This window comes from Pseudomonas sp. Irchel s3b2 (assembly GCF_900187445.1).
Classification (GTDB): domain Bacteria; phylum Pseudomonadota; class Gammaproteobacteria; order Pseudomonadales; family Pseudomonadaceae; genus Aquipseudomonas.
Map to the genome: position 1 here is coordinate 95,213 of NZ_FYEB01000012.1, position 20,896 is coordinate 116,108.

The 20,896-nt window shown below is 53.7% G+C and carries 14 protein-coding genes and 4 pseudogenes; 10 read left to right on the top strand and 8 right to left on the bottom strand.

Going from position 1 to position 20,896, the window contains the following annotated elements:
* Positions 1-13: 13 nt before the first annotated feature.
* Complete coding sequence (locus CKW20_RS22010; RefSeq protein WP_095054759.1) at positions 14-1,345, bottom strand: D-serine ammonia-lyase; 1,332 nt, start codon at positions 1,343-1,345, stop codon at positions 14-16.
* Positions 1,346-1,411: 66 nt separating this feature from the next.
* The gene (gene glyA / locus CKW20_RS22015; RefSeq protein WP_095054760.1) at positions 1,412-2,683 is read right to left on the bottom strand and encodes a serine hydroxymethyltransferase; all 1,272 of its coding nucleotides are present in this window, start codon (positions 2,681-2,683) and stop codon (positions 1,412-1,414) included.
* A 128-nt stretch (positions 2,684-2,811) separates the two neighbouring features.
* Here glyA and CKW20_RS22020 point away from each other — a divergent pair, with 128 nt between their 5' ends.
* From CKW20_RS22020 to CKW20_RS29695, 7 genes and pseudogenes are all read left to right on the top strand, one after another.
* The gene (locus CKW20_RS22020) at positions 2,812-3,711 is read left to right on the top strand and encodes a LysR family transcriptional regulator (protein WP_095054761.1); all 900 of its coding nucleotides are present in this window, start codon (positions 2,812-2,814) and stop codon (positions 3,709-3,711) included.
* A 484-nt stretch (positions 3,712-4,195) separates the two neighbouring features.
* Positions 4,196-5,158, top strand: a pseudogene (locus CKW20_RS22025) (amino acid ABC transporter substrate-binding protein); the annotation flags it as partial.
* Between the two features lie 57 nt (positions 5,159-5,215).
* A complete protein-coding gene (locus tag CKW20_RS22030) occupies positions 5,216-6,394 on the top strand; it encodes an amino acid ABC transporter permease (RefSeq protein WP_095054762.1) in 1,179 nt (392 codons plus the stop codon).
* 10 nt (positions 6,395-6,404) lie between these two features.
* Positions 6,405-7,502, top strand: coding sequence for an amino acid ABC transporter permease (locus CKW20_RS22035; RefSeq protein ID WP_095054763.1), 1,098 nt, complete (start codon positions 6,405-6,407; stop codon positions 7,500-7,502).
* A 13-nt stretch (positions 7,503-7,515) separates the two neighbouring features.
* Entirely contained in the window at positions 7,516-8,280 is a 765-nt protein-coding gene (locus CKW20_RS22040; RefSeq protein WP_095054764.1) for an amino acid ABC transporter ATP-binding protein, read from the top strand.
* A gap of 259 nt (positions 8,281-8,539) precedes the next feature.
* On the top strand, positions 8,540-9,820 hold the full coding sequence (gene serS, locus CKW20_RS22045; RefSeq protein ID WP_095054765.1) for a serine--tRNA ligase: 1,281 nt from the start codon (positions 8,540-8,542) through the stop codon (positions 9,818-9,820).
* Between the two features lie 79 nt (positions 9,821-9,899).
* Positions 9,900-10,035: pseudogene (locus CKW20_RS29695) on the top strand (transcriptional regulator); the annotation flags it as partial.
* A gap of 52 nt (positions 10,036-10,087) precedes the next feature.
* On the opposite strand, the pseudogene CKW20_RS22055 reads toward CKW20_RS29695, so the two are convergent.
* Positions 10,088-10,378, bottom strand: a pseudogene (locus CKW20_RS22055) (LysR substrate-binding domain-containing protein); the annotation flags it as partial.
* Positions 10,379-10,516: 138 nt separating this feature from the next.
* Between CKW20_RS22055 and rmuC the strand changes: the two are divergent.
* Both rmuC and CKW20_RS22065 read left to right on the top strand, forming a co-directional pair.
* Positions 10,517-12,661, top strand: coding sequence for a DNA recombination protein RmuC (gene rmuC, locus CKW20_RS22060; protein ID WP_256585091.1), 2,145 nt, complete (start codon positions 10,517-10,519; stop codon positions 12,659-12,661).
* Positions 12,662-12,977: 316 nt separating this feature from the next.
* On the top strand, positions 12,978-13,931 hold the full coding sequence (locus tag CKW20_RS22065; RefSeq protein ID WP_095054766.1) for a phospholipase D family protein: 954 nt from the start codon (positions 12,978-12,980) through the stop codon (positions 13,929-13,931).
* A 133-nt stretch (positions 13,932-14,064) separates the two neighbouring features.
* Here the strand turns inward: CKW20_RS22065 and CKW20_RS22070 are convergent, their stop codons facing one another.
* From CKW20_RS22070 to CKW20_RS22085, 5 genes and pseudogenes are all read right to left on the bottom strand, one after another.
* Entirely contained in the window at positions 14,065-15,255 is a 1,191-nt protein-coding gene (locus CKW20_RS22070; protein WP_095054767.1) for a hypothetical protein, read from the bottom strand.
* A 400-nt stretch (positions 15,256-15,655) separates the two neighbouring features.
* Positions 15,656-17,710 carry a DUF262 domain-containing protein gene (locus tag CKW20_RS22075; RefSeq protein ID WP_095054768.1) on the bottom strand — a complete coding sequence of 685 codons (2,055 nt, stop codon included), beginning with the start codon at positions 17,708-17,710 and terminating at the stop codon, positions 15,656-15,658.
* Between the two features lie 46 nt (positions 17,711-17,756).
* Positions 17,757-17,996: pseudogene (locus CKW20_RS30235) on the bottom strand (hypothetical protein); the annotation flags it as partial.
* An 80-nt stretch (positions 17,997-18,076) separates the two neighbouring features.
* Positions 18,077-19,018 (bottom strand): protein NO VEIN domain-containing protein, encoded by a 942-nt coding sequence (locus tag CKW20_RS22080; protein ID WP_095054769.1) that lies wholly within the window; start codon positions 19,016-19,018, stop codon positions 18,077-18,079.
* A 106-nt stretch (positions 19,019-19,124) separates the two neighbouring features.
* Positions 19,125-19,334 carry a hypothetical protein gene (locus tag CKW20_RS22085; protein WP_095054770.1) on the bottom strand — a complete coding sequence of 70 codons (210 nt, stop codon included), beginning with the start codon at positions 19,332-19,334 and terminating at the stop codon, positions 19,125-19,127.
* 300 nt (positions 19,335-19,634) lie between these two features.
* Here CKW20_RS22085 and CKW20_RS22090 point away from each other — a divergent pair, with 300 nt between their 5' ends.
* Positions 19,635-19,850, top strand: coding sequence for a hypothetical protein (locus CKW20_RS22090; protein ID WP_095054771.1), 216 nt, complete (start codon positions 19,635-19,637; stop codon positions 19,848-19,850).
* The last annotated feature ends 1,046 nt before the right edge of the window (positions 19,851-20,896 follow it).

Sequence of the window (20,896 nt, forward strand, 5' to 3'; positions counted from 1 at the left end):
TGGCAAAAACTCCTTAATCAACGTTGACTAAGGACGTGCCACGCTCCATAAACTGTTTGAACTGGTCTTCGGGAACAAAGGCGCCACCGGTCGTCCAGATGACGTGAGTAGCTTGGGCGAGTTTGCCCGTCAGACCTCGGGCTTCCTGGTATGCAAGTCCCTGCTTACCTTTGACAATGAACTCAGGCCCTGCGAATCCTGCGGTTGCCGAAGGTTCGAGGCGAATGGACTGAGTCGTCTCAGCCATCCAGAGCCAGCGAAATAGGTCGTCATCGGCCACAGTAAAGACACCGGACAGCATGGGCTTCATTACATCCGCAACGAATGCCGACATGCGCGCTACTGCCATCCCGTCAGCTTCTGTACGGTTGGTCAGCCCAACGTCGTAGACCGATACCAGTTCTTTCGAACCACTCATCATGTGCACCAGTGCGCAAGGCGACTGGACAGGCTCAACAAAGAACGCGTGTGCAGCATCACCGAAGATTGCCTTCAAGCCATAGGCTGCGCCACCTGGAGCTCCACCGATACCGCACGGTAGATAGATGAAAAGAGGATGCTCTTCATCTACGGTTACACCTGCTGCTTCCAATTGGCCCGCGAGCTCGCTTGCCGCTGCGCTGTAGCCGAAAAACAGCATTTCGGAGCGTTCGTCATCCACGAAGTAGATGGTTGGATCGCCTTCGGCGTCGATACGGGCACATTCGACCGCAGTAGTGTAATCAGCCTTATGCTGAACCACTTCAACGCCAAGACGAGTCAAGCGTTCGACTTTCCACTGTTTGGCATCGGACGACATGTGAACCACGGCACGGAACCCAAGTGCGCGTGCTGCAATGCCCACGCTCAGGCCTAGGTTGCCGGTACTGCCCACAGCGATGGTGTGCTGTGCGAAAAGTGCTCGAGCCTGCGTACGGGCAAGTACGGTGATGTCGCCACCTGGTGTGAGAATTCCGCGCTTCTCTGCCATTTGCTTGGCGTACATGAATACTTCATAGACACCGCCACGCGCCTTGATCGAGCCAGCGACAGGAAGATCGTTGTCTGCCTTCACGAATACTCGACCGTATTCGGGGCCCGCGTAACCCAGAGCAATACGCAGATCTTTCGCCTCGATCAACTGGGAGAGAATCTTCCCGTTTGAAGCTTCTAGCTCTGGAAAGCAGGCCTTCAGTACAGGTGCAAGGATCCGCCAATTTGCTTCGGCTTCGCTAACCTGGGCTGAACGAATTGGCAGCGACGGGTCGGAGATGCCATCAGGTTTCAAGTTGGGGTTCAGCCATAGTGCTGGGCGCCCCGCCAAGACATCTTCCCGCGCTGGATCATTAGGGAGAGTAACGCTCATTTTTTTATTTTCCTGCGGAGTAGAGGAGGCCGGCGGCAGAGAATGTCCTCCACCGCCAATGTCACCTCAGGCATAAATCGGAAACGCAGCGCACAGCTTGGCGACAGTTGCTTGGCTGCGTGCAATAACGGCGGCGCGTGTAGCCTCGTCAGCTAATTGAGCCTCGAAAATATCCGCGATCAGGTTGCCAATGATCTCGAACTCGACCGCACCAAAACCACGAGTCGTACCCGCCGAGGAGCCCAGACGAAGACCTTTCCATTCCGAAGGTTTTGCACTGTCGAAAGGGATCGGGTTTTTGTTTGAGGTGACGTTGATCGTAGAAAGCGCATCCTGGGATTGCTGCCCAGTGAGGTCTTTAGAAGAAACATCAACCAGGACTACGTGAGTATCAGTGCCGCCGCTGACGATACGCACGCCGCGTTTCTGTAAAACGTCTGCCAGAAGTCGTGCGTTGGCTTTGACGTTGGCACCGTAAGCCTTGAACTCATCGGTCAGTGCTTCGCCGAGGCATACAGCCTTACCAGCGATAGTGGCCAGGTGAGCACTGCCTTGCACGCCAGGGAATACGGCTGGCTGGATTTTTTTGAACAGATCCTCTCTGTTTGTCAGGATCAAGCCGCCACGGGAACCACGTAGGGTTTTGGTCGTAGTGCAGGTGACGATATCTGCGTAGGGGATCGGCGAAGGGTGAACACCTGCTGCAACCAGGCCAGCGAAGTGGGCCATGTCGACCAAGTAAGTTGCGCCCACCTTGTCGGCGATTTCACGCATGCGAACGAAGTCGATTTCACGTGGATAAGATGAGCCGCCCGCAATCAGCAGTTTTGGCTTGTGTTCCAGAGCGAGCTTTTCGACGTTGTCATAATCGATACGACCGGTTTCACGGTCGACTCCGTAGGAAACAATCGTAAACCACCGGCCAGATTGGTTGGGCTTTGCACCATGGCTGAGATGGCCGCCGGATGCCAAGTCAAGGCTCAGCACCACGTCGCCAGGTGTCAGCAAAGCAAAAAACACCGCCTGGTTGGCCTGCGTCCCAGAGTGCGGCTGGACGTTGGCAAACTCGCAGCCGAACAGTTCTTTCGCGCGATCAATGGCTGCTTGCTCGACGATATCTGCAAAATCAGCACCGCCGTGGAAACGTTTACCTGGGTAGCCTTCGACGGTTTTGTTGGTGATGACTGACCCAAGGGCGTCCAGCGATGCGAGACTTACCGAGTTTTCTGAAGCGATGAGTTCAATCTGCCCTTGCTGGCGTTTCTTTTCATTTTCAAGCGCGTTGAAAATCAGCGGATCGCGTGCTGCAAGGTGATCGTGAAAATAGGACTTGGTCATTGCTGCGGTTCCCGTCTTGGTTTTTTCATACCCTAATCCTTGGCCAAGATGAGAAAAAGCGAATAATATTTCAATATTACATTAGCAATTCTTACTGATTGATCTTGTTAGGCGGAGGGAAAAAGCTCATGGATATCGGTAGATTGCGCGCGTTGCGGGAGTTATCTATTCGCAAAACCATGGCGGCTGTAGCGGAGGCCCTTCATGTGTCTCCATCCGCCGTGTCCCAGCAAATTTCTCTTTTGGAGCAGGAAGTAGGAATCGACCTGGTCGAACGGCGTGGACGCGGGGTTAACCTGACTATTGCTGGTCGTATGCTGGTTGAACGGGCAAACCGCATTTTTACGGAACTTGAGTCGGCCCGTGCAGACATGGCGGAGCTCAAGGAAGTCGTTGCAGGTGAACTTCGCGTAGCGGCCTTTCCCTCGGTGGCAGCGGCCTTTATCCCTAAGACCATTCGTGCGCTGAGCGCCACGCACCCTCAGTTGATAGTGCAGTTTGACGAGATGGAGCCGGAGGAGGGGTTGAATGCGTTGAGAAGCTGGCAAACGGACGTTGCTTTGATCGATGATCTCAATATTCCACCTGGCCTCCTTGATCCGGGCATCGAAACTATCCCGCTGATTGAGGATGTTTTTAATGTGATGATGTCTCCCAATCATCGGCTGGCACACATGGAGGAGGTCACGCTGGGTGATCTAAGTGACGAGCATTGGGTGATTGATACTGCTTCCAGTACCTACACTCGCGTATTGACTGATGCGTGTCAAAACGCTGGTTTCACACCCAACATCATCGCGCGCTGTAAGGGGTTCGAAGTCACTCTCTCTTTGATCCGTGAAGGCTGTGCAATTGCAATTTTCCCCGAGTTACGGGCCAGCTTCGACCTGCAAGATGCACGGGTCTGTCGGTTGGTTCCTGAAATTCGACGCAGGATATCCGTTGCGTTCCGCAGAGGAGAGAAGAAAAGTCCAGCGCTCCAAGCTTTCATTCAGAGCATTTATGCTCATGCGACCGATTTTCGCTGATCCTCCCACCATCTGATCTTCTCCCACAGTCATTCGCTTAAGTCCTTTCCCCGCTAAACGTCTGACTGTCTCGCCGCGCGGACGTCATTTCGTGTGACTTGGGCTTCGCATAAAAAATCATTAGTTTTACTTACGTAATATTGAAAAAATATTCGCTTTTTCTGACTTTGAACAGGGGCTACGGTATTTGAAAGCGTTTTTGCCCCGTCACAGCGGGGCCTTTTTAAAACAATAAAAAGAGGGCCTACGATGCCACTTTCCATAAGCGCTTACTGCGCATACCGGGTGCCCTGACGGCCTCCATCTTGTTTTCTGCCCTCCACATCGCTGTTCAAAATTCCGTCCGGTTTCGGTGCGTCGGCATCGTGCGGTCTGGATTTACTCGTGAAATTTCTGGAGCATTGAAATGAAAAAAGAAAACAAGCTGATCAAAGTCTGCGGTGGCCTGATCGGCATTACCCTCATGAGTTTACTGTCCGCTAATGCCAGTGCTGGAGTTACGCTGGATAACGTGAAGAAAAAGGGCTTTGTACAGTGCGGGGTTAGTGACGGACTTCCAGGGTTTTCATTTGTGGATGCCAAGGGAAGCTTTGCTGGTTTTGACGTAGACGTTTGCCGTGCGGTCGCAGCGGCGGTCTTCGGTGATGCGAGCAAGGTCAAATACTCTCAGCTCACCGCCAAAGAGCGCTTCACTGCTTTACAGTCCGGCGAAGTGGATCTGCTCTCCCGCAGCACAACCTGGACGTCCTCACGTGATGGCTCGATGGGCATTCTGTTCACAGGCGTCAGCTACTACGATGGCCAAGGATTTTTGGTCAATAAAAAACTGGGTGTGAAGAGCGCCAAAGAGCTGAATGGCGCAACGTTCTGCATCCAGGCGGGAACAGTTACTGAGCTGAACCTTGCAGATTATTTCCGTGCGAACAAGCTGAAATTTACCCCTATCTCATTTGATACTTCTGACGAGAGCTTCAAAGCGCTCGAGGCTGGGCGCTGCGACGTGCTCACCTCCGATCAGTCGCAGCTTTATGGGCAGAGATTAAAACTCGCGACTCCTGACGACTATGTGGTGCTACCAGACGTTATCTCAAAAGAACCACTTACTCCTGCCGTAAGACGAGGTGATGAGGAGTGGTTTACGGTTGTGCGCTGGACGTTAAATGCAATGCTGAACGCCGAAGAGTTGGGCGTCACTTCCAAAAATGTGGTCGAGCAGAAGCAGGGCATCACCAATCCTGATATTGCGCGGCTGCTAGGAGGCGAAGGTACTCTGGGTAAGGATTTGAATCTGCCGAACGACTGGGCTTTCCAGATCGTCAAGCAGGTAGGTAACTATGGTGAGTCGTTCGAGCGAAACCTCGGTGACGGCAGTGACTTGAAGATCAAGCGTGGGCTTAACGCGCTTTGGAACAAAGGCGGCATTCAGTACGCAGCACCTGTCCGCTAAGTCTTTTCCGCCCGGTCTTAGGCCGGGCGTTTTCTTGTCTGTCCTGCCGGTGTACATATGCAAATGAACAATGGCTCAAAGCGCCTGGCGTCATTTAATGATCCCGTTGCGCGCGCACTACTCTTCCAGATCCTGATCGTTGCTGCAGTGGTGACGATGGGATGGACTCTCTACCAAAATACGTACACAAACCTTGTGCATCGCGGAATCACTTCTGGGTTTGCATTTCTTGAAAACAGTGCTGGCTTTGGTGTCGCGCAGCATCTGATTTCTTATAGAGAAGCCGATTCATACGCCCGTGTTTTCGTCATAGGTCTGTTGAACACGCTGCTAGTAACCCTCATCGGCGTGATCCTGGCGACGATTCTCGGCTTCATCGTCGGCGTGTCACGGCTGTCGAAGAACTGGATCATCAACAAGCTGGCAACAGTTTACGTTGAGACTTTCCGAAACATTCCACCGCTGTTGCAAATCCTGTTCTGGTACTTCGCGGTCTTCCTGACCATGCCAGGGCCGCGTGCCAGCCATAACTTCGGTGACACCTTCTTCGTCAGCAGCCGTGGATTGAACATGCCAGCGGCGCAAATGGCTGAGGGGTTTTGGGCGTTCGTATGGAGTGTCGTGATGGCCATCGTCACCATCGTGCTGATGTGCCGCTGGGCCAACAAGCGCTTTGAAGCCACCGGCGTGCCGTTCCACAAGTTCTGGGTGGGCTTGGCGTTGTTCATTGTGATCCCGGCGTTGTGTGCCTTGATCTTCGGCGCGCCGCTGCACTGGGAAATGCCCAAGCTGCAGGGCTTTAACTTTGTTGGCGGCTGGGTGCTGATTCCGGAACTGCTGGCGCTGACCTTGGCGCTTACCGTATACACGGCAGCGTTCATCGCGGAGATCGTGCGTTCGGGCATCAAGTCCGTCAGCCACGGCCAGACCGAAGCAGCCCGCTCCCTGGGCCTGCGACCAGGGCCGACCCTGCGTAAAGTCATCATCCCTCAAGCCCTGCGCGTGATCATTCCACCGCTGACCAGCCAATACCTGAACCTGGCGAAAAACTCATCGCTGGCCGCCGGTATCGGTTACCCGGAAATGGTCTCGTTGTTTGCCGGCACGGTGCTGAACCAGACCGGCCAGGCGATCGAAGTTATTGCTATCACTATGAGTGTGTACCTGGCGATCAGCATCAGCATTTCCCTGCTGATGAACTGGTACAACAAGCGCATTGCGCTGATTGAGCGGTGAGGAAACGTCCATGAGTTCGCATACTTTCAAACCTGACATGCCGCCGCCGAGCAAAGTCTTCGGGCCGGTGGCGTGGATGCGCGCCAACATGTTTTCCAGCTGGCTGAATACCCTGCTGACCTTGCTCGCGTTCTATTTGATCTACCTGATCGTGCCCCCGATTCTGCATTGGGCAATCTTGGATGCCAATTGGATGGGCTCTACCCGTGCCGACTGTACCAAGGAGGGGGCTTGCTGGGTGTTCATCCAAGAGCGCCTTGGTCAATTCATGTACGGTTACTACCCACCGGAACTACGCTGGCGAGTCGACCTGACGGTGTGTCTGGCGGTCATCGGCGTGGCACCGTTGTTCATCTCGCGCTTTCACCGTAAAGCAGTGTATGGCCTGAGCTTCCTGGTGCTGTACCCGTTCATTGCCTACTTCCTGTTGCATGGCGGCATCTTCGGTCTGAGCACCGTGGCGACCAGCCAATGGGGCGGCCTGATGCTGACCCTGGTGATTGCCACCGTCGGTATCGCCGGTGCTTTGCCTCTGGGGATCATCCTGGCCCTGGGTCGTCGTTCGAACATGCCAGCGATTCGGGTGGTTTGCGTGACCTTCATCGAATTCTGGCGCGGCGTGCCGTTGATCACGGTGCTGTTCATGTCCTCGGTGATGCTGCCGCTGTTCCTGCCCGAAGGCATGAACTTCGACAAGCTGTTGCGGGCGCTGATCGGCGTGATCCTGTTCCAGTCGGCCTACGTTGCCGAAGTGGTGCGTGGCGGCCTGCAAGCGATTCCCAAAGGTCAGTACGAAGCGGCCGCAGCGATGGGCCTCGGTTACTGGCGCAGCATGGGCCTGGTGATTCTGCCGCAAGCCCTGAAGCTGGTAATCCCCGGCATCGTCAATACCTTCATTGCGCTGTTCAAGGACACCAGCCTAGTGATCATCATCGGCCTGTTCGACCTGCTCAACAGCGTCAAGCAAGCCGCTGCCGACCCGAAATGGCTGGGCATGGCCACTGAAGGCTACGTATTCGCCGCCCTGGTGTTCTGGATTTTCTGTTTTGGTATGTCGCGCTATTCCATGCATCTGGAACGCAAGCTCGACACTGGCCACAAGCGTTAGGAGTTCTCTGTAAATGAGCGAAGCAATCAAACAGCCTGTGAGCCCTGAAGGCATTATTCAGATGAAGGGCGTGAACAAATGGTACGGCCAGTTCCACGTGTTGAAAGACATCAACCTGAACGTCAAGCAGGGCGAGCGTATCGTCCTGTGCGGCCCGTCGGGTTCCGGCAAATCCACCACCATCCGCTGCCTCAACCGTCTGGAAGAGCACCAGCAGGGCCGCATCGTGGTTGATGGCGTGGAACTGACCAACGACCTCAAGCAGATCGAAGCGATCCGTCGTGAAGTCGGCATGGTGTTCCAGCACTTCAACCTATTCCCGCACCTGACCATTTTGCAGAACTGCACCCTGGCGCCGATGTGGGTGCGCAAGATGCCCAAGCGTCAGGCCGAAGAAATCGCCATGCATTACCTAAAGCGCGTACGCATTCCGGAGCAGGCGCATAAATTCCCGGGGCAACTGTCCGGTGGTCAGCAACAGCGTGTGGCGATTGCCCGTGCCCTGTGCATGAAGCCGAAAATCATGCTGTTCGATGAACCGACTTCGGCACTCGATCCTGAGATGGTGAAAGAGGTGCTCGACACCATGATCGGCCTGGCCGAAGACGGCATGACCATGCTCTGCGTAACCCACGAAATGGGCTTTGCCCGCACCGTGGCCAATCGCGTGATCTTCATGGACAAAGGTGAAATCGTTGAGCAAGCCGCGCCGAACGACTTCTTCGATAATCCGCAGAATTCGCGTACACGCTTGTTCTTGAGTCAAATCATTCACTGATTCGACTGCCTTACTGGATTTCGACTTTGATAGTTTTTGTCAGGGCTCGTGATAAAAGATCCGTCTCTCCGTTCGAGCCGGTCTTCTGGTTTGGTCACCTTCGGTCACGTGTTCTGCGCTTGGTTTCCTGAGTAATCGGGGAACCCTTTTTATTTGGTGTTTTTATCGTTGCTGGTCTTACGTATTGACTCCGCCCCCAGTCAGCTGGGCTCGCTTATTCACGGCTGGGTTCCAAAACCTCACGCTGAGAGAAATCAATATGCTCGATTCCAAACTATTACGTAGCCAAACCCAGGAAGTGGCGGATCGTCTGGCTTCCCGTGGTTTCAGCCTGGATGTCGCGCGCATCGAATCACTGGAAGATCGCCGAAAAGCGGTGCAGACCCGCACCGAGCAATTACAGGCAGAGCGTAATGCCCGCTCAAAATCTATTGGACAGGCAAAGGCTAACGGCGAAGACATTGCTCCCTTGATGGCTGCCGTTGCGCGCATGGCCAACGAACTTGAGTCTGGCAAAAACGAACTAGACAGCATTCAGAAAGAATTGGACGATATCGTTCTGGCCGTTCCCAACTTACCGGACGCCAGCGTACCAATCGGCTCCGATGAGGACGACAACGTAGAGGTGCGCCGCTGGGGCACTCCGCGTGTGTTCGATTTCGAGATCAAAGACCATGTAGCGTTGGGTGAAATTAGCGGAGGTCTTGATTTTGAGGCTGCAGCTAAGCTGTCCGGTGCGCGCTTTTCCGTCTTGCATGGCCCGATTGCGCGCCTGCACCGCGCACTGGCGCAGTTCATGATCAACTTGCACACCTCACAGCATGGATACGAGGAAACCTACATCCCATACATGGTTCATGCGTCTGCTCTTCAGGGAACCGGCCAACTGCCGAAGTTTGAGGAAGACCTGTTCAAGATTACCCGTGAAGGTGAGGCTGACTTCTATCTGATCCCTACCTCCGAAGTCCCATTGACCAATCTGGCGGCAGGGCAGATTCTCGATGCAAAACGATTGCCCCTCAAATTTGTCGCCCACGGCCCATGCTTTCGCAGTGAGGCAGGTGCTTCTGGCCGGGACACTCGAGGCATGATCCGACAGCATCAGTTCGACAAGGTCGAGATGGTTCAGGTGGTTGAGCCAACGAAATCCATGGAGGCTTTGGAAGAGATGACCGCCTGTGCTGAACGTGTGTTGCAGGCGCTTGAATTGCCATACCGTGTTTTGGTTCTGTGCACCGGCGACATGGGTTTTAGCGCCGTCAAAACCTTCGACTTGGAAGTCTGGGTGCCGAGCCAGGACAAATACCGTGAGATCAGCTCTTGCTCTAACTGCGGTGACTTCCAGGCCCGTCGCATGCAAGCGCGCTGGCGTAACCCGGAAACTGGCAAGCCGGAGCTGGTGCACACCCTCAATGGTTCTGGGCTTGCAGTAGGACGCACCTTGGTCGCGGTACTGGAAAACTACCAAGAGGCGGACGGATCCATCCGAGTGCCGGAGGTGCTTAAACCTTATATGGGCGGTGTCGATATCATTCGCTAAACGTATATATCTCAACCTGCTTAATCAGCAGGCCAGTCGTCGCGCTACGGTGTCCGCGCCAAAAACCGGCACACGCAAAGCTTGTCAGGTGAAGGTTTACAAAAAAACCTCACACAGGCGAAATCGTCGAAACCAGAGGCGGCAACCACAAGACTTTGAAGGAATGGAAAGTGAAGTACGGTGCAGACCAGGTTGAATCTTGGTTGACCAAGTGATTTCGGGTTGAGTACAAAAAGGCCTTTAGGGCCTTTTTTTGTTGTTCGGATTTTACTCTGAGCCGGACGAAACCTGTTCACTAATCAGTTGGGCCAGTATCCGTACTGGTTCGGTAAAACTTTGCCGAGACCGATGTACGAGCCCGATATCACGATGGAAGGTGTGCTGTCCTAGGTCGAGTGCTCTTACACCTGCAGGCCATTCCTGATGGGTTGCTGTCTGCGGCACTAGAGCTACACCGACACCATTTTCAACCAGCTTGATGATGGCCTCCAGTTCATCCAGCTCGCAAACTTCACGCAAGGTGAAATGCATCTGCCGAAGGAAGCGATCCACTTGTCTGCGCTCATCATTGGCGTATCAAGCGCGACATCCTTCAGCATCTTGTAGAAGACATTTTTATCCTTGGGGTCAGCTACGCTAAAGACCTGAGAGCTCATTCGCCTTAAATAATTTCAACTTGGACGTAGGAGAATGGATATGGAAAATTTGGTGATTCTCATCGTATTACCGTTGGTGGCCTTCATTGTTGCCTTCATCGTGGCTTGGGTGATCGCCAGTTGGCGTGCCCAGCGCAACAACCAGCAGTTACAGACTGATCTGGAAGTGACACAGGCCGATCTGAGGCGTGTTCAGGCAGAGTTGTCGGAACATCAGGCCACACTTGGCAGCCTGTCTGGAGAGAAAGCAGCACTGGATATTGCTTACGGACGGTTGGAAACCGAACGGGATAGCGGCAAGGCCCGAATCGAACGCCTTGAGGGTGATTTGGTCACCCAGCAAGCTGAGATAGATCGCTTGCGACAATCCGAACAAGTGGCCAGAGAGACGAGCTCGAAAGCACAAGAGGCGGCCGACAAGCTGCAAGACCAGTTAGCCAGTAACAATATTGCCTTCAAAGAGCGCCTCGAAGAGAAGGATCAGCGCATTTTAGATCTGGATAGAAAGCAGGTCGCCGCAGAGCTGCAACAAACCAACACGGCGAAGCTGCTGTCCGAAAGTCGCGAGGCACTGAAACAAGCCCAGACTCAGTTGGAGGAAAAACTGGTCGCTCAAGAGCGTTTTGAACGCGATTGGATTGCCCAGAAAGCCGAACTCGAAACCCTGCGTAAGACAGAAAAACTGGCTCGTGAGGTCGGAGCTACGGCGCACGAATCGGTGAACAAGTTGAAAGAACAACTTGTCATTAGCGGTACGACCTCCATGGAGCGTATCGAAGAGAAAGATCAACGCATCGCGAAGTTGGATGAAAAGCTGGCAACCGCCGATGCAGCGCAAAAGCACACGGCTGCTCAACTGGCTGAGATTCGCGAAACGCTGAAGAAGGCGCAGACGCAACTGGAGGAGAAGCAAGAGGCGCTAACCAGCTACAAGGCGTGGTGGGAGCAGTCCAAGGGCGAATTGAAGACTACGCAAGACAGATATGCGGCGCTGGACAATGCCCATGGCCAGCTCAAGACCTCGCTAGATGAAAAGCAGCAACACTTTGACGCGCAGTTGAAGCTGCTGCTGGAGAATCGCGAGGAGTTAACCAAAGAGTTCGAACGTCTCGCCAACGAGGTTCTGGAGCGCAAAGGCAAAGCGTTTAAAGAATTGAATCAGGAGAGCATCACCAACCTGCTCAATCCCCTCCATACTGAAATGAAAGGCTTTAAGGCGAAGGTGGAGGAGGTTCACGCTAAAGATGCGGAGCAACGCATCGAGCTCAGAACCGAGCTGAAGAATCTACAAACGCTCAACAAGGAAATCACCGATCAGGCCGACAAGCTGACTACCGCCCTGCAAGGCCAGAAGAAGGTACAGGGCAACTGGGGTGAACTGATGCTGGAGAATGTACTGGACAATTCAGGCCTTCGACTCGGTATCGACTACAAACGGGAAGTCAGCTTCACCACTGAAGAGGGCCGGCAACGTCCCGATGCGATCGTCTATCTGCCACAAAAACAGCATCTGATCATCGATGCCAAGACGTCGTTAATGTCGTACACCCAGTATGTAAACGCCGATAACGACTTGGAACGCGGTCAAGCGTTGGCAGCCCATACCAAGGCGGTGAGTGACCGGGTCAATGAGTTGGCCGATCGAGACTATTTCAAGCTGCCTGGCCTGAATTCACCCGAGGTGGTGATTATGTTTATCCCTATCGAATCCGCCTACGTCGAAGCCCTTAAGTACGACGAGACTCTATTCCAGCGGGCTATCGAGCGTAACGTGCTGGTTGCCACACCCACCACCCTGTTGACCAGTCTTAACATCGTCCGCCAACTGTGGCGGTTCGAAGATCAGAACAAGCACACCGCCGAGCTGGCCAACCGAGCTGAGAAGTTTTACAACAAACTCAATGGCTTCCTGACCAGCATGCAGGGGGTAGGCAACCAGTTGAACAGAGCTCGTGAAAGTTACGACAAGGCTTTCGGTCAGTTGTACAGTGGAAAAGCGAACCTGATCAAACAAGCTGCTGAGTTTAAAGACCTGGGTGTGTCTGTCCAGAAAGAGCTGCCAGCCGATCTTGTCGAACGTGCGAACTTAGAGCTAAGCAGTGCCGTCGCTGAACTCGCAGAGGTTGAAGCTACGCTATTGATAGCCTCATCTGACTCCATCCGACCTAATGGTTCACACCAATAGGAGGTGATAGACAAGCGAATGATTCAGCTTGAAGATTCGATGATGGCAGTCTCCAAGGCGAGCTGATTTTCATTGGTCTTGCATTGCAGGCATGGGAACACTCCTCAGAATGTGGATAAAGGACGGTAGCTAGTCGCGGTTACGCGTGGTGGCTAAGTGGCCTTTTCTACCTCTGGTGGCCGACGTCATTTAGGTACCAATATTTCCATAGGGTGCCGTCCGATTATTCAATCAGCGGGCCCTGATCACCTACACCGCTCTCCCGCTCCAATCTGGGAGGGTTGCAATACCATTGCCAACGGAAGGACTCTGCTCAATGTTCTTGGGAAGTCGCGAACAAATTTTGTCGGCAATCAAAAATCTCATTCAGACCCCCGATGCCGATTACGGCGTGGCGGTCGCTTTCTGGGGTAATGGCTCAGAGGCTCTGATACCCGGCCAAGGAGCCGGCAGACTGATTTGCAATCTGAGTCACCCTGGAACCAACCCTTATGCTGTAGAACGCATCATGGCGCAGCCTGGCATCCGCATGAGGCAATCTAGCCGACTGCATGCCAAGGTAGTTGTTTCCAATGCGGGCGCTATCGTGGGGTCAGCCAACTTCTCTGACGCTGCTCTCGGGTTCGAGGGGCAGGCATTGGGCTGGAATGAAGCCGGGGTGTTGCTCGACCCTGAGCGCGATGAGTTCAAGCAAGCCTTGGACTGGTTCGAGAGCACTTGGGAAAAAGCGGCTGAGGTAGCAGAAACTGATTTGGCAGCTGCCAAGGAAAACTGGAAAGCTAGAGGCCTGCCTGAGGCGCCCGAACCTCTTCCTAATGTAAACAAGCCGGAAGCCACTGCAGTTCCCGAGCCGAGCGACCGAGCGCCTGAGCTATACGAGGAAGACATTTTTGAGAAGAAGCCTTTTTTGCGCACCTCCTCTAACCAGATGAGAATGGTCTCCGACACCCTCCAAGGCTTGTTCGATGAGTCCGTGCTTGGGATTGAGCGTGGATCCAGAGACCCGAAACCAAAGGACAAGGAGCGATATGCTTCAGCTCATGCGGCCCACATCCTATGGACAGCGAGTGGACAGATCGCTCCTACAAATATCACAGGAATCCCATTTTTCAGAAATCCTGAGGAAGTCGCCGCGCGATCCAGGGAGATGGGTACCTTCGACCTCGTGCTCTCATTCATTGAGAGGCTCGCGCATGACCCCACGCTTCCAGTAAAACCATCGATCAGGTACTGGGCCAAGATTGCTCAGAATCAGATAAGGCCACAGTAGCGGCTGGTAGGCACCACGTTGGCCAACGTTAGAGAGTGGAAAATGGGCGTTGGGTAGATTCGAAAAGCAATGTGCATGACGGAGGCTTAGGTAGTGAAAACCTCGGATATTCGACTCATTCCGGAGCGTTCTTTCATTCTGACCACCAGTCCTTTTCTGCACGTGTCATTCCATAGCCGTTGAACCAGCTTTCGATATCGACGGTGAGCGAAGTGACGGATGAAGTGTTTGGGTGAAGAGGGTCAACTAGGTTCGCTTGCGATGTAGCCCAAGCCGCCCATAGTGCAGTTTGTTGCTGGCTGTGCTCTGAGGTAGACGCACTGGCATTGCAGGTTGCCTGGATGAATGCTCTCAATCGCTGAGCCTGCTCCCAGCGCTTTGTATTCTCCACGAGTTTGTGACGTAGACGCCTATGAGTCTCTTCACGCTTGGCGCGCTCAAGTCGTACCGCTTCTTCAGCCATTCGCTCACGACGAGCCTCTTCATTTTTCAAGCGCAGAACTTTCATCGACTCAGCTATAGCCTCGAAGCCGTCGAAAATGCTCGTCAGTTTTTCCTCGATTTTTCCGGTCTTGGTGTCCGTCCAGTTCTTCCGCTTTCCGTATTCGGTGCGTGCGTCAATCTGCAGGCTTAATTCGCCAGTGGAAGACCATTCAAACTGAGGCGCGCGCAGCAACGAGAAATCAGGTTCCCATCGAGCATTGCGCTTAGGGGCGGGTGGCGGCGGTGGCGGGATAACGTGTTTATTTAAGCGCTCCACAAGTTTGATCCCAAGGTGCTCGCCATCGACCTCTACCAGCGTTTTGTAATCGGAGGCAACCTTCCACCTGTAGCCAAGTATCTCGCTCTCTTTAATCAGGGTGTCGAAGATCAGCGCGCAGCGATCAATGAGTCCGGGGGAAATTTTCGCGTCGAGCACCTGTTTGCCCGTAGTAACGAGATGACCCTCATGGGCCTTGGCCGCTTTAACGCATTTCAACCATTTGCTCACCAGTGGGTGAGGGGCAAGGAGGGTGTGAGGTACTTCGATGATTGAACGGATTGCTTTCGGTTTTATAGGCGCAGCGCTTTGCAATGGAAGCGTGCTTCGATCCAATACTCTGAAGCTGATGGGCTGTCCGCCGACGGGAGGCTTAGGTTTGCCTGGGCGTTTTGAAACTGGTTTTGCCCAATGCCCTCGTGGGGGCAGGGCTATGCCAGCTTTCCGACAGGCCTTGGACAGCGCGACGTCTGATATGCCGATTTCTTGGGCCAGCTTCAGGACAGGTGTTTCCCAAGCCTTGTCGAACAGCTCGCTGGAAGTGAAGTTTACGATCTTGTACATATAGTTACCCGGCGCTTGGCGTTCCGATACCAGCGTAGATTCCCTCTCTCCAATCTCAAGTCAAATCTTGCGAGTGATACCGGGGGGCGTAACGTCCAGCTATTCACCTGGTTTCTTCGTAGGGGGATCACTCCGGTGCCATTAAGAGCGTCAAGTTGATGAACTCTTCATTTGCTTTGATCGTGTCCAGCGCACCGCGCACGTTGCCTCCAACCTCACCCGTGTTGAGCGGGAGAGAGTATAGGCCTAGTGGTCACAAATCGAGATCGGGTGAACCAATCAGGCCCCACATAAGCACAGCTCCTGGCGACCGCCTACCATCAACCAGGAATCCAACGCTGCCCTCTACGCTATACCAATCCCCCAGGGGATGGTTCCACGTCCCCGCGAGGAGGGCAGGTCAGTTCCCTGAAATCGCCGATGCCACAGCTACGGGCGCGGCGCTGAACTGGCCTACAGGCTTCGGCCACACGAGTAGCGCGGCTTTAAGCAGGGCTTTTGAACGGTTCGCGATGGCATCGTCATCCCATGCTACAAGCGCTGTCTGCTGAAAGTAGGTATTCAATAATAGAGCGCTTTGACCCAGTCGAGACCGTTTACCCAGAACCTGTTCATTGCCTGCACCCTGGGTGTCGGCAAAGGGGCCGTTGCTGATCGAGCTGTTCAGCGGCTGAGTAAGCAACGTCAGGTTCCCAAAACCATGAACTGCCGTCTCTCTGAACTGACGCTGTGCCTCGGTCATGTCTGTTATCTGGTATGTAGGCAGCTTTTCCCAGCTTTGCGGTGTCACATGCTCGACGGTCAAATCAGACTGGGCTGGCACATGATTGCTCCCTTGCTGAGAGCCACGAGCGGCATACTCCAGCGCCCGCAGGACACCGCACGTTTTAACGGGGCGAAGCTCCTTGTAAACCGGACGATGACACCACTTGTCACTAAAAAGGCTGTCATCCGGCCAAACCTCGCTGAGTGCCGTCGCTGCTTGAAGCACTTTGCGTAAAGCTATGTGTGGGGCTTCGGGTGCGCCCAACACAGCTTGCAGTACGCGCATGAAAAAGCGGTTGTAGCCCTTGGTAGTCAAACCGCAGACAGCGCGTCGTGTCAGATAGGAGGCCAAGTCGCCGAGAGCCTGTTTCAGCTCCGCGCTGTCGCTTGCCAACCGCTCACGCAGTGCAAGGTAAACCGGTGTAACCGTACCCACGTCAAGTGACTTAACCAAGCGCGCAAACTCAGCCAAGTGTCCGGTACCCTCTGGAGATACCAGCTCCTGGAAGTGCCGGCTAGATGCAACAAGCTGCTCCAGCTCCATTTCAAGATCGCGTAGCTGCTTTAGCCACCAAGCTTTGAATGACTGAAACACATGACTAGCTAGGGTGATTTCGTGGCTGCGCAGGATCGTGTAGTTGTAGAAGAACAAATCAATGCGCGGATAGGTCAAGCGCCCCTGGCGTTCCTTTTCCCGCCAGTAGGCATTTGCCGAAACGCCCTGGCCGGTGGTCGCAACAAGATCAAATGGGCTCCAGTACCGTTCATATAGCTGCGGCACAGCTTGTCCCTGGCGAGCGGCTTCAAGGAACACGAAATTGCGTACAAGGTCAGACGCCAGCAGTGGTTCTCCACGCGCATTAAGCGTTTCGAAGATGACTTGAGGGTCGTCCTCGGCGTCCAAAGTCAGGGTCATGATCTGCACGTGGTCGGCCAATGCCATGTAAAGCGCCTGAGCTCGCTTCGACTCTAGCGGCATATGGGCTTGCAACGGCGACACGTCGTTATTGCGGCGGATGTCCGCGATCAGCGTATCCCCGACCGTGGGGTCAGCTGTAGGATTGACAACATCAGTGAGGTCAACACCCCGCATATAGGCAAGGCAGGCGTGGTAGAGGTACAGGTAAGTCTGCACCATAAGGGGGCGCTCAATCCGAGTGCGTACATCGCGTGCCGGATAAGTCGTGTACACGTCCTGAGCGTAAGTGGCGGTATCGCTCAGGTGGCGCATCTCGTCCTGCCCTGCCTGGGTTGGCCAAACTTTGTAATGATCTTCTGCACGCTGGTAAGGGCCTGGGTTTCGCACCAAGCCATCGAGCATTTGCGGTATGGGGCTGTCTATCAGCTCACGCGCTGCCTGGCGGAAGGCGAGTAGTAGGAGATGTAAGGTCGTCGAACGCTGTTGGCCATCAATCACCTCGAAAGCTGGCGCCCTACCGAAACTGTTGGGCACAGGAGTCATCACAATTGAACCCAGAAAGTGCTTCTGTAACGGCTTCAATGCCGCCGTGGTGCCTGTTGATACTAGCGATTGTTGCTCCAGCACGGCATCTGCACGGTCTTGGATGTCAGTCCATAGCGGGCCAACCTGCTTTTCCAGCGTCCATACATAACCCCGCTGAAAAATGGGAATCTGGTACTGATGAGGTGTACTGAACAGACCGGTGACTGTGGTTTTACTGGGCTGCATCCTGAAATCCTTGTCTGTATTTCAAAGATAGGTGACCTCAGTCGTCCTATTCGATGTTGAGGGCAAGCAGTGCCTTGACGATCTTTTGGTTTCCAAACTCACCGCCACCACACATAGGAACAGCTCCAGTGGGTGCTTAGGGTTGCCCATGGTTTCTATGGCCCAGTTGTTGGCTTCGTTGACGATGCCCATCACCCAGCCCGGCCTTGCCGTTGACCACGTAGTCCCAAGCCACAAGCGGGATGCCGCGTAGAGCGATGCGGTAATTGTAGATCACGGTGGTCTGCGCAATGTATTGGAAGCGTACTTCGACCCCACCACTCTGAAACGTCCTTTCATAACAGTTACAGCAATGTGGTTTCCGCATTAAGGCAACAGCTTAGCAACGCCCTCGAACGCGAATGGCTTAACGTCAAACGCATCCTCCAGTTCACCCAGAGTGGGCAACCGACCTTTTGGTTTTTCGAGCGCCTGGGTGACCATGAGCATGCGCCAACGAGGATTGTCGAGATATCGGTACTCATTCCTAGTCATAAAAAAATGTGGTATCGCATTGCTGGTTCCCTTTACCTCTACGTGTAGTTCTTCACCTGTTTTACGATCCCGAAAAATCAGGTCGTAGCCAAGGTTGAGCAGCTGGACATCCTGAATTTCATAGCGTTTTCCATAAGCTGTAGATGCGTAGTCCACAGCCGCCATTTCCACCGCCTTTCTATGCTCGGCATCAGGAAAGGAAAACGTTGGTACTTGTACGTCAACAACGTCGCCTTCAGGGGAGACGCTGACTATTTCCTGTGCAATCTCGGCGAAGTGCTGACGCCACTCTTGATCCTGACCAGGTCTGTTACCTCGAACGTAAACGATTGGCGACCTTTTAAAGTGAGCACCTGAAATTTCTGTCTGACGCAAAGGTAAGGGAATGATATTGGCTTTGTCGGCGCTAACGATGTAGCTAAAATTCTGTCCGTCTGCGTCTTTCGGAAATGAACCGTAGCGATACTCAGGCCGGTCGCGATAGCCCGTTTCAAAAGTCGCATTTTCGTAGTGTCCGACTACGGTCAAAGGGCCATCGCCATCTCGTGCCGCGACTAAAATGATTGTCCACCCGCTAAGGCGTAAGGGCTTCGGCGTTGCCTCATGCTCTCCCATCGGAGGTATGTAGCCGTAGTAACGTCCGTCCGGAGCTTTTCTAAAATTGAAGCGTTCGTGCGCTTCAGCATAATCATTGATGTGGCGATGTCTGCCGACTACCTCTTCTCCTTGGTAGTCGATGGCCCAACCTGTTTTTAAAAATGCAATTCTGTCCATATATACCTTTGAAATTTCTCAGCGAAGCGTGAGTGAGATAATCGGTGTTTTGATTAGGTAATGGCACCTTCGCACCCAACAGGCTTCTTTCAACATGTGGGGTGAATTACTCCGGTGTCATCAATACAGCGAGCGTCATGCTGATGAACTCTTCATTTGTTCTGATCGTGTCCAGCGCGCCGCGCACGTTGCCTCCAACCTCGCCCGATCCACGCTGCTCGACCCAGAGCGTCAGTTCCATGATGGCGGCTTCAAGGGCTTGCTGGTTTTCGTTGATCTTGAAGAGCAAGGAAGGGAGCAGGTCTGAGTTTGGCATCGCGATTCCTCCATGGAAAAAGGACAGCGTAGCAGTAGGAGAATTTGATGGGATCTGGTCGCTCGGCCATTTGGCCCCTCGGCATAAGCTTTCTCGGGAGTTTTTTGGTTTGTGCTCTCGAGCGAGCCGCTTAGCTACATCAATGACGGGTTGCTACAAGCGTAATCGACCCCTCAGGCTTCCCCTCCAGCTAGCGTCAAATGAGCCGGAGCCGGTGATTCAAGCCAGTTCATGCAGCTGAAATACTGACGAAACATTCTGGCCATATGATTCGCGTCACTGAAATCCAGGGAGTTGGAGATGAATCGACCATCAAGAAGCATGCGCAAACTGCTCGACGCCGTTGCCACCAACAATGAGGCAGCGGCGCTTGATGTGATGCGTGTTGCTGAGCAGCTCCAAGACGAAGTGCTACGCCAACGGTTGCTCAACATGATTCACCGACTCAACCAGGACGCTAATGACTTACGAATGGCGCGTGACGATATCCAGGGCGGTGCAATAAAGCTCGCGTGATCGGTCTCGTAGGAGTTTCGTGTTCGCTCCTTTGGGTAAACGAAGCCCGGCTAAAACCTTGTTTTCTGATGCAGGAAGCCAGGCCAGCTGAGGCTGGTCGCATATCAACATAAACCGACGAGTCCGGCTCGCTTCGCCTGCGAGTCACGTCTTCTGCGAATAGTTCTTCACCTCTGTGAGCAGACGATCGCTTTCAAGCCTGAACCTGCTTTAATCGGTTAAAAGACGTGCATATTTCAACGCTCTCCCCCGATGCTTAGCTGATCGAACACGTCTATCCAAAGTCGTAGTGAAATATCTAAAAGACGCTGGTAATGTCCTGGCCACGTTCGCCAAACCATTAAGGGATGGAGGCGAAAATAGAAGCCCTGGAGCCGCGAACCTCCGGGGCTTTGTTTTTCTATCTGGCAACTACGTTGATGATCGGCAACACGGCTGTGCTGCTCAAGGTTAGAGAAGGTATTTGATCGCGACGGCCATCATTGCCCCCACCATAGCGATAACGCAAAACACGTACACCATGGTTTGGCAGAAGTGAACGAGCGGCCTGAAGGGAGGGAGGCTGACAGGCGCGATGGCAGGCACTGTGACAGGCTCTCGGGCTCCGCTTCTGATACGCATGGAGTCAGTCCTCAGTTGAGCGATTTGAGCGTGAATTTCTTCGAGTTCAGCGGGAGTGAAAAGTGATTTGGACATTGTTGCCTCCGCTAGAGGATTCAGGCGCATCGCCGCATTCTATCGCTGATTCGGATTTAGGGCTCTCCTGACTACTCTCCCGACCATCGGGTGATGATTTTTTTGATCGCTGTTGGCCAATCGATAGGGAAGCTAATGACCGTAGAAAACGTTTCTTGATATCACAAGGCCGCAACGTAACAAGTGATTGTGTGAGTACCTTGATGGGCTTTGCTCTTGCTTCATTAGCAGGGAGTACACACTTACGAAGTGGGCTTGCTCAAGCGTAGTGATTCTACCGCCCATACCGTTCTTTCCGTGGCACTGGTTTCCCGAGCAATATCATGACATATAGCTATCAGCCTTCAGGG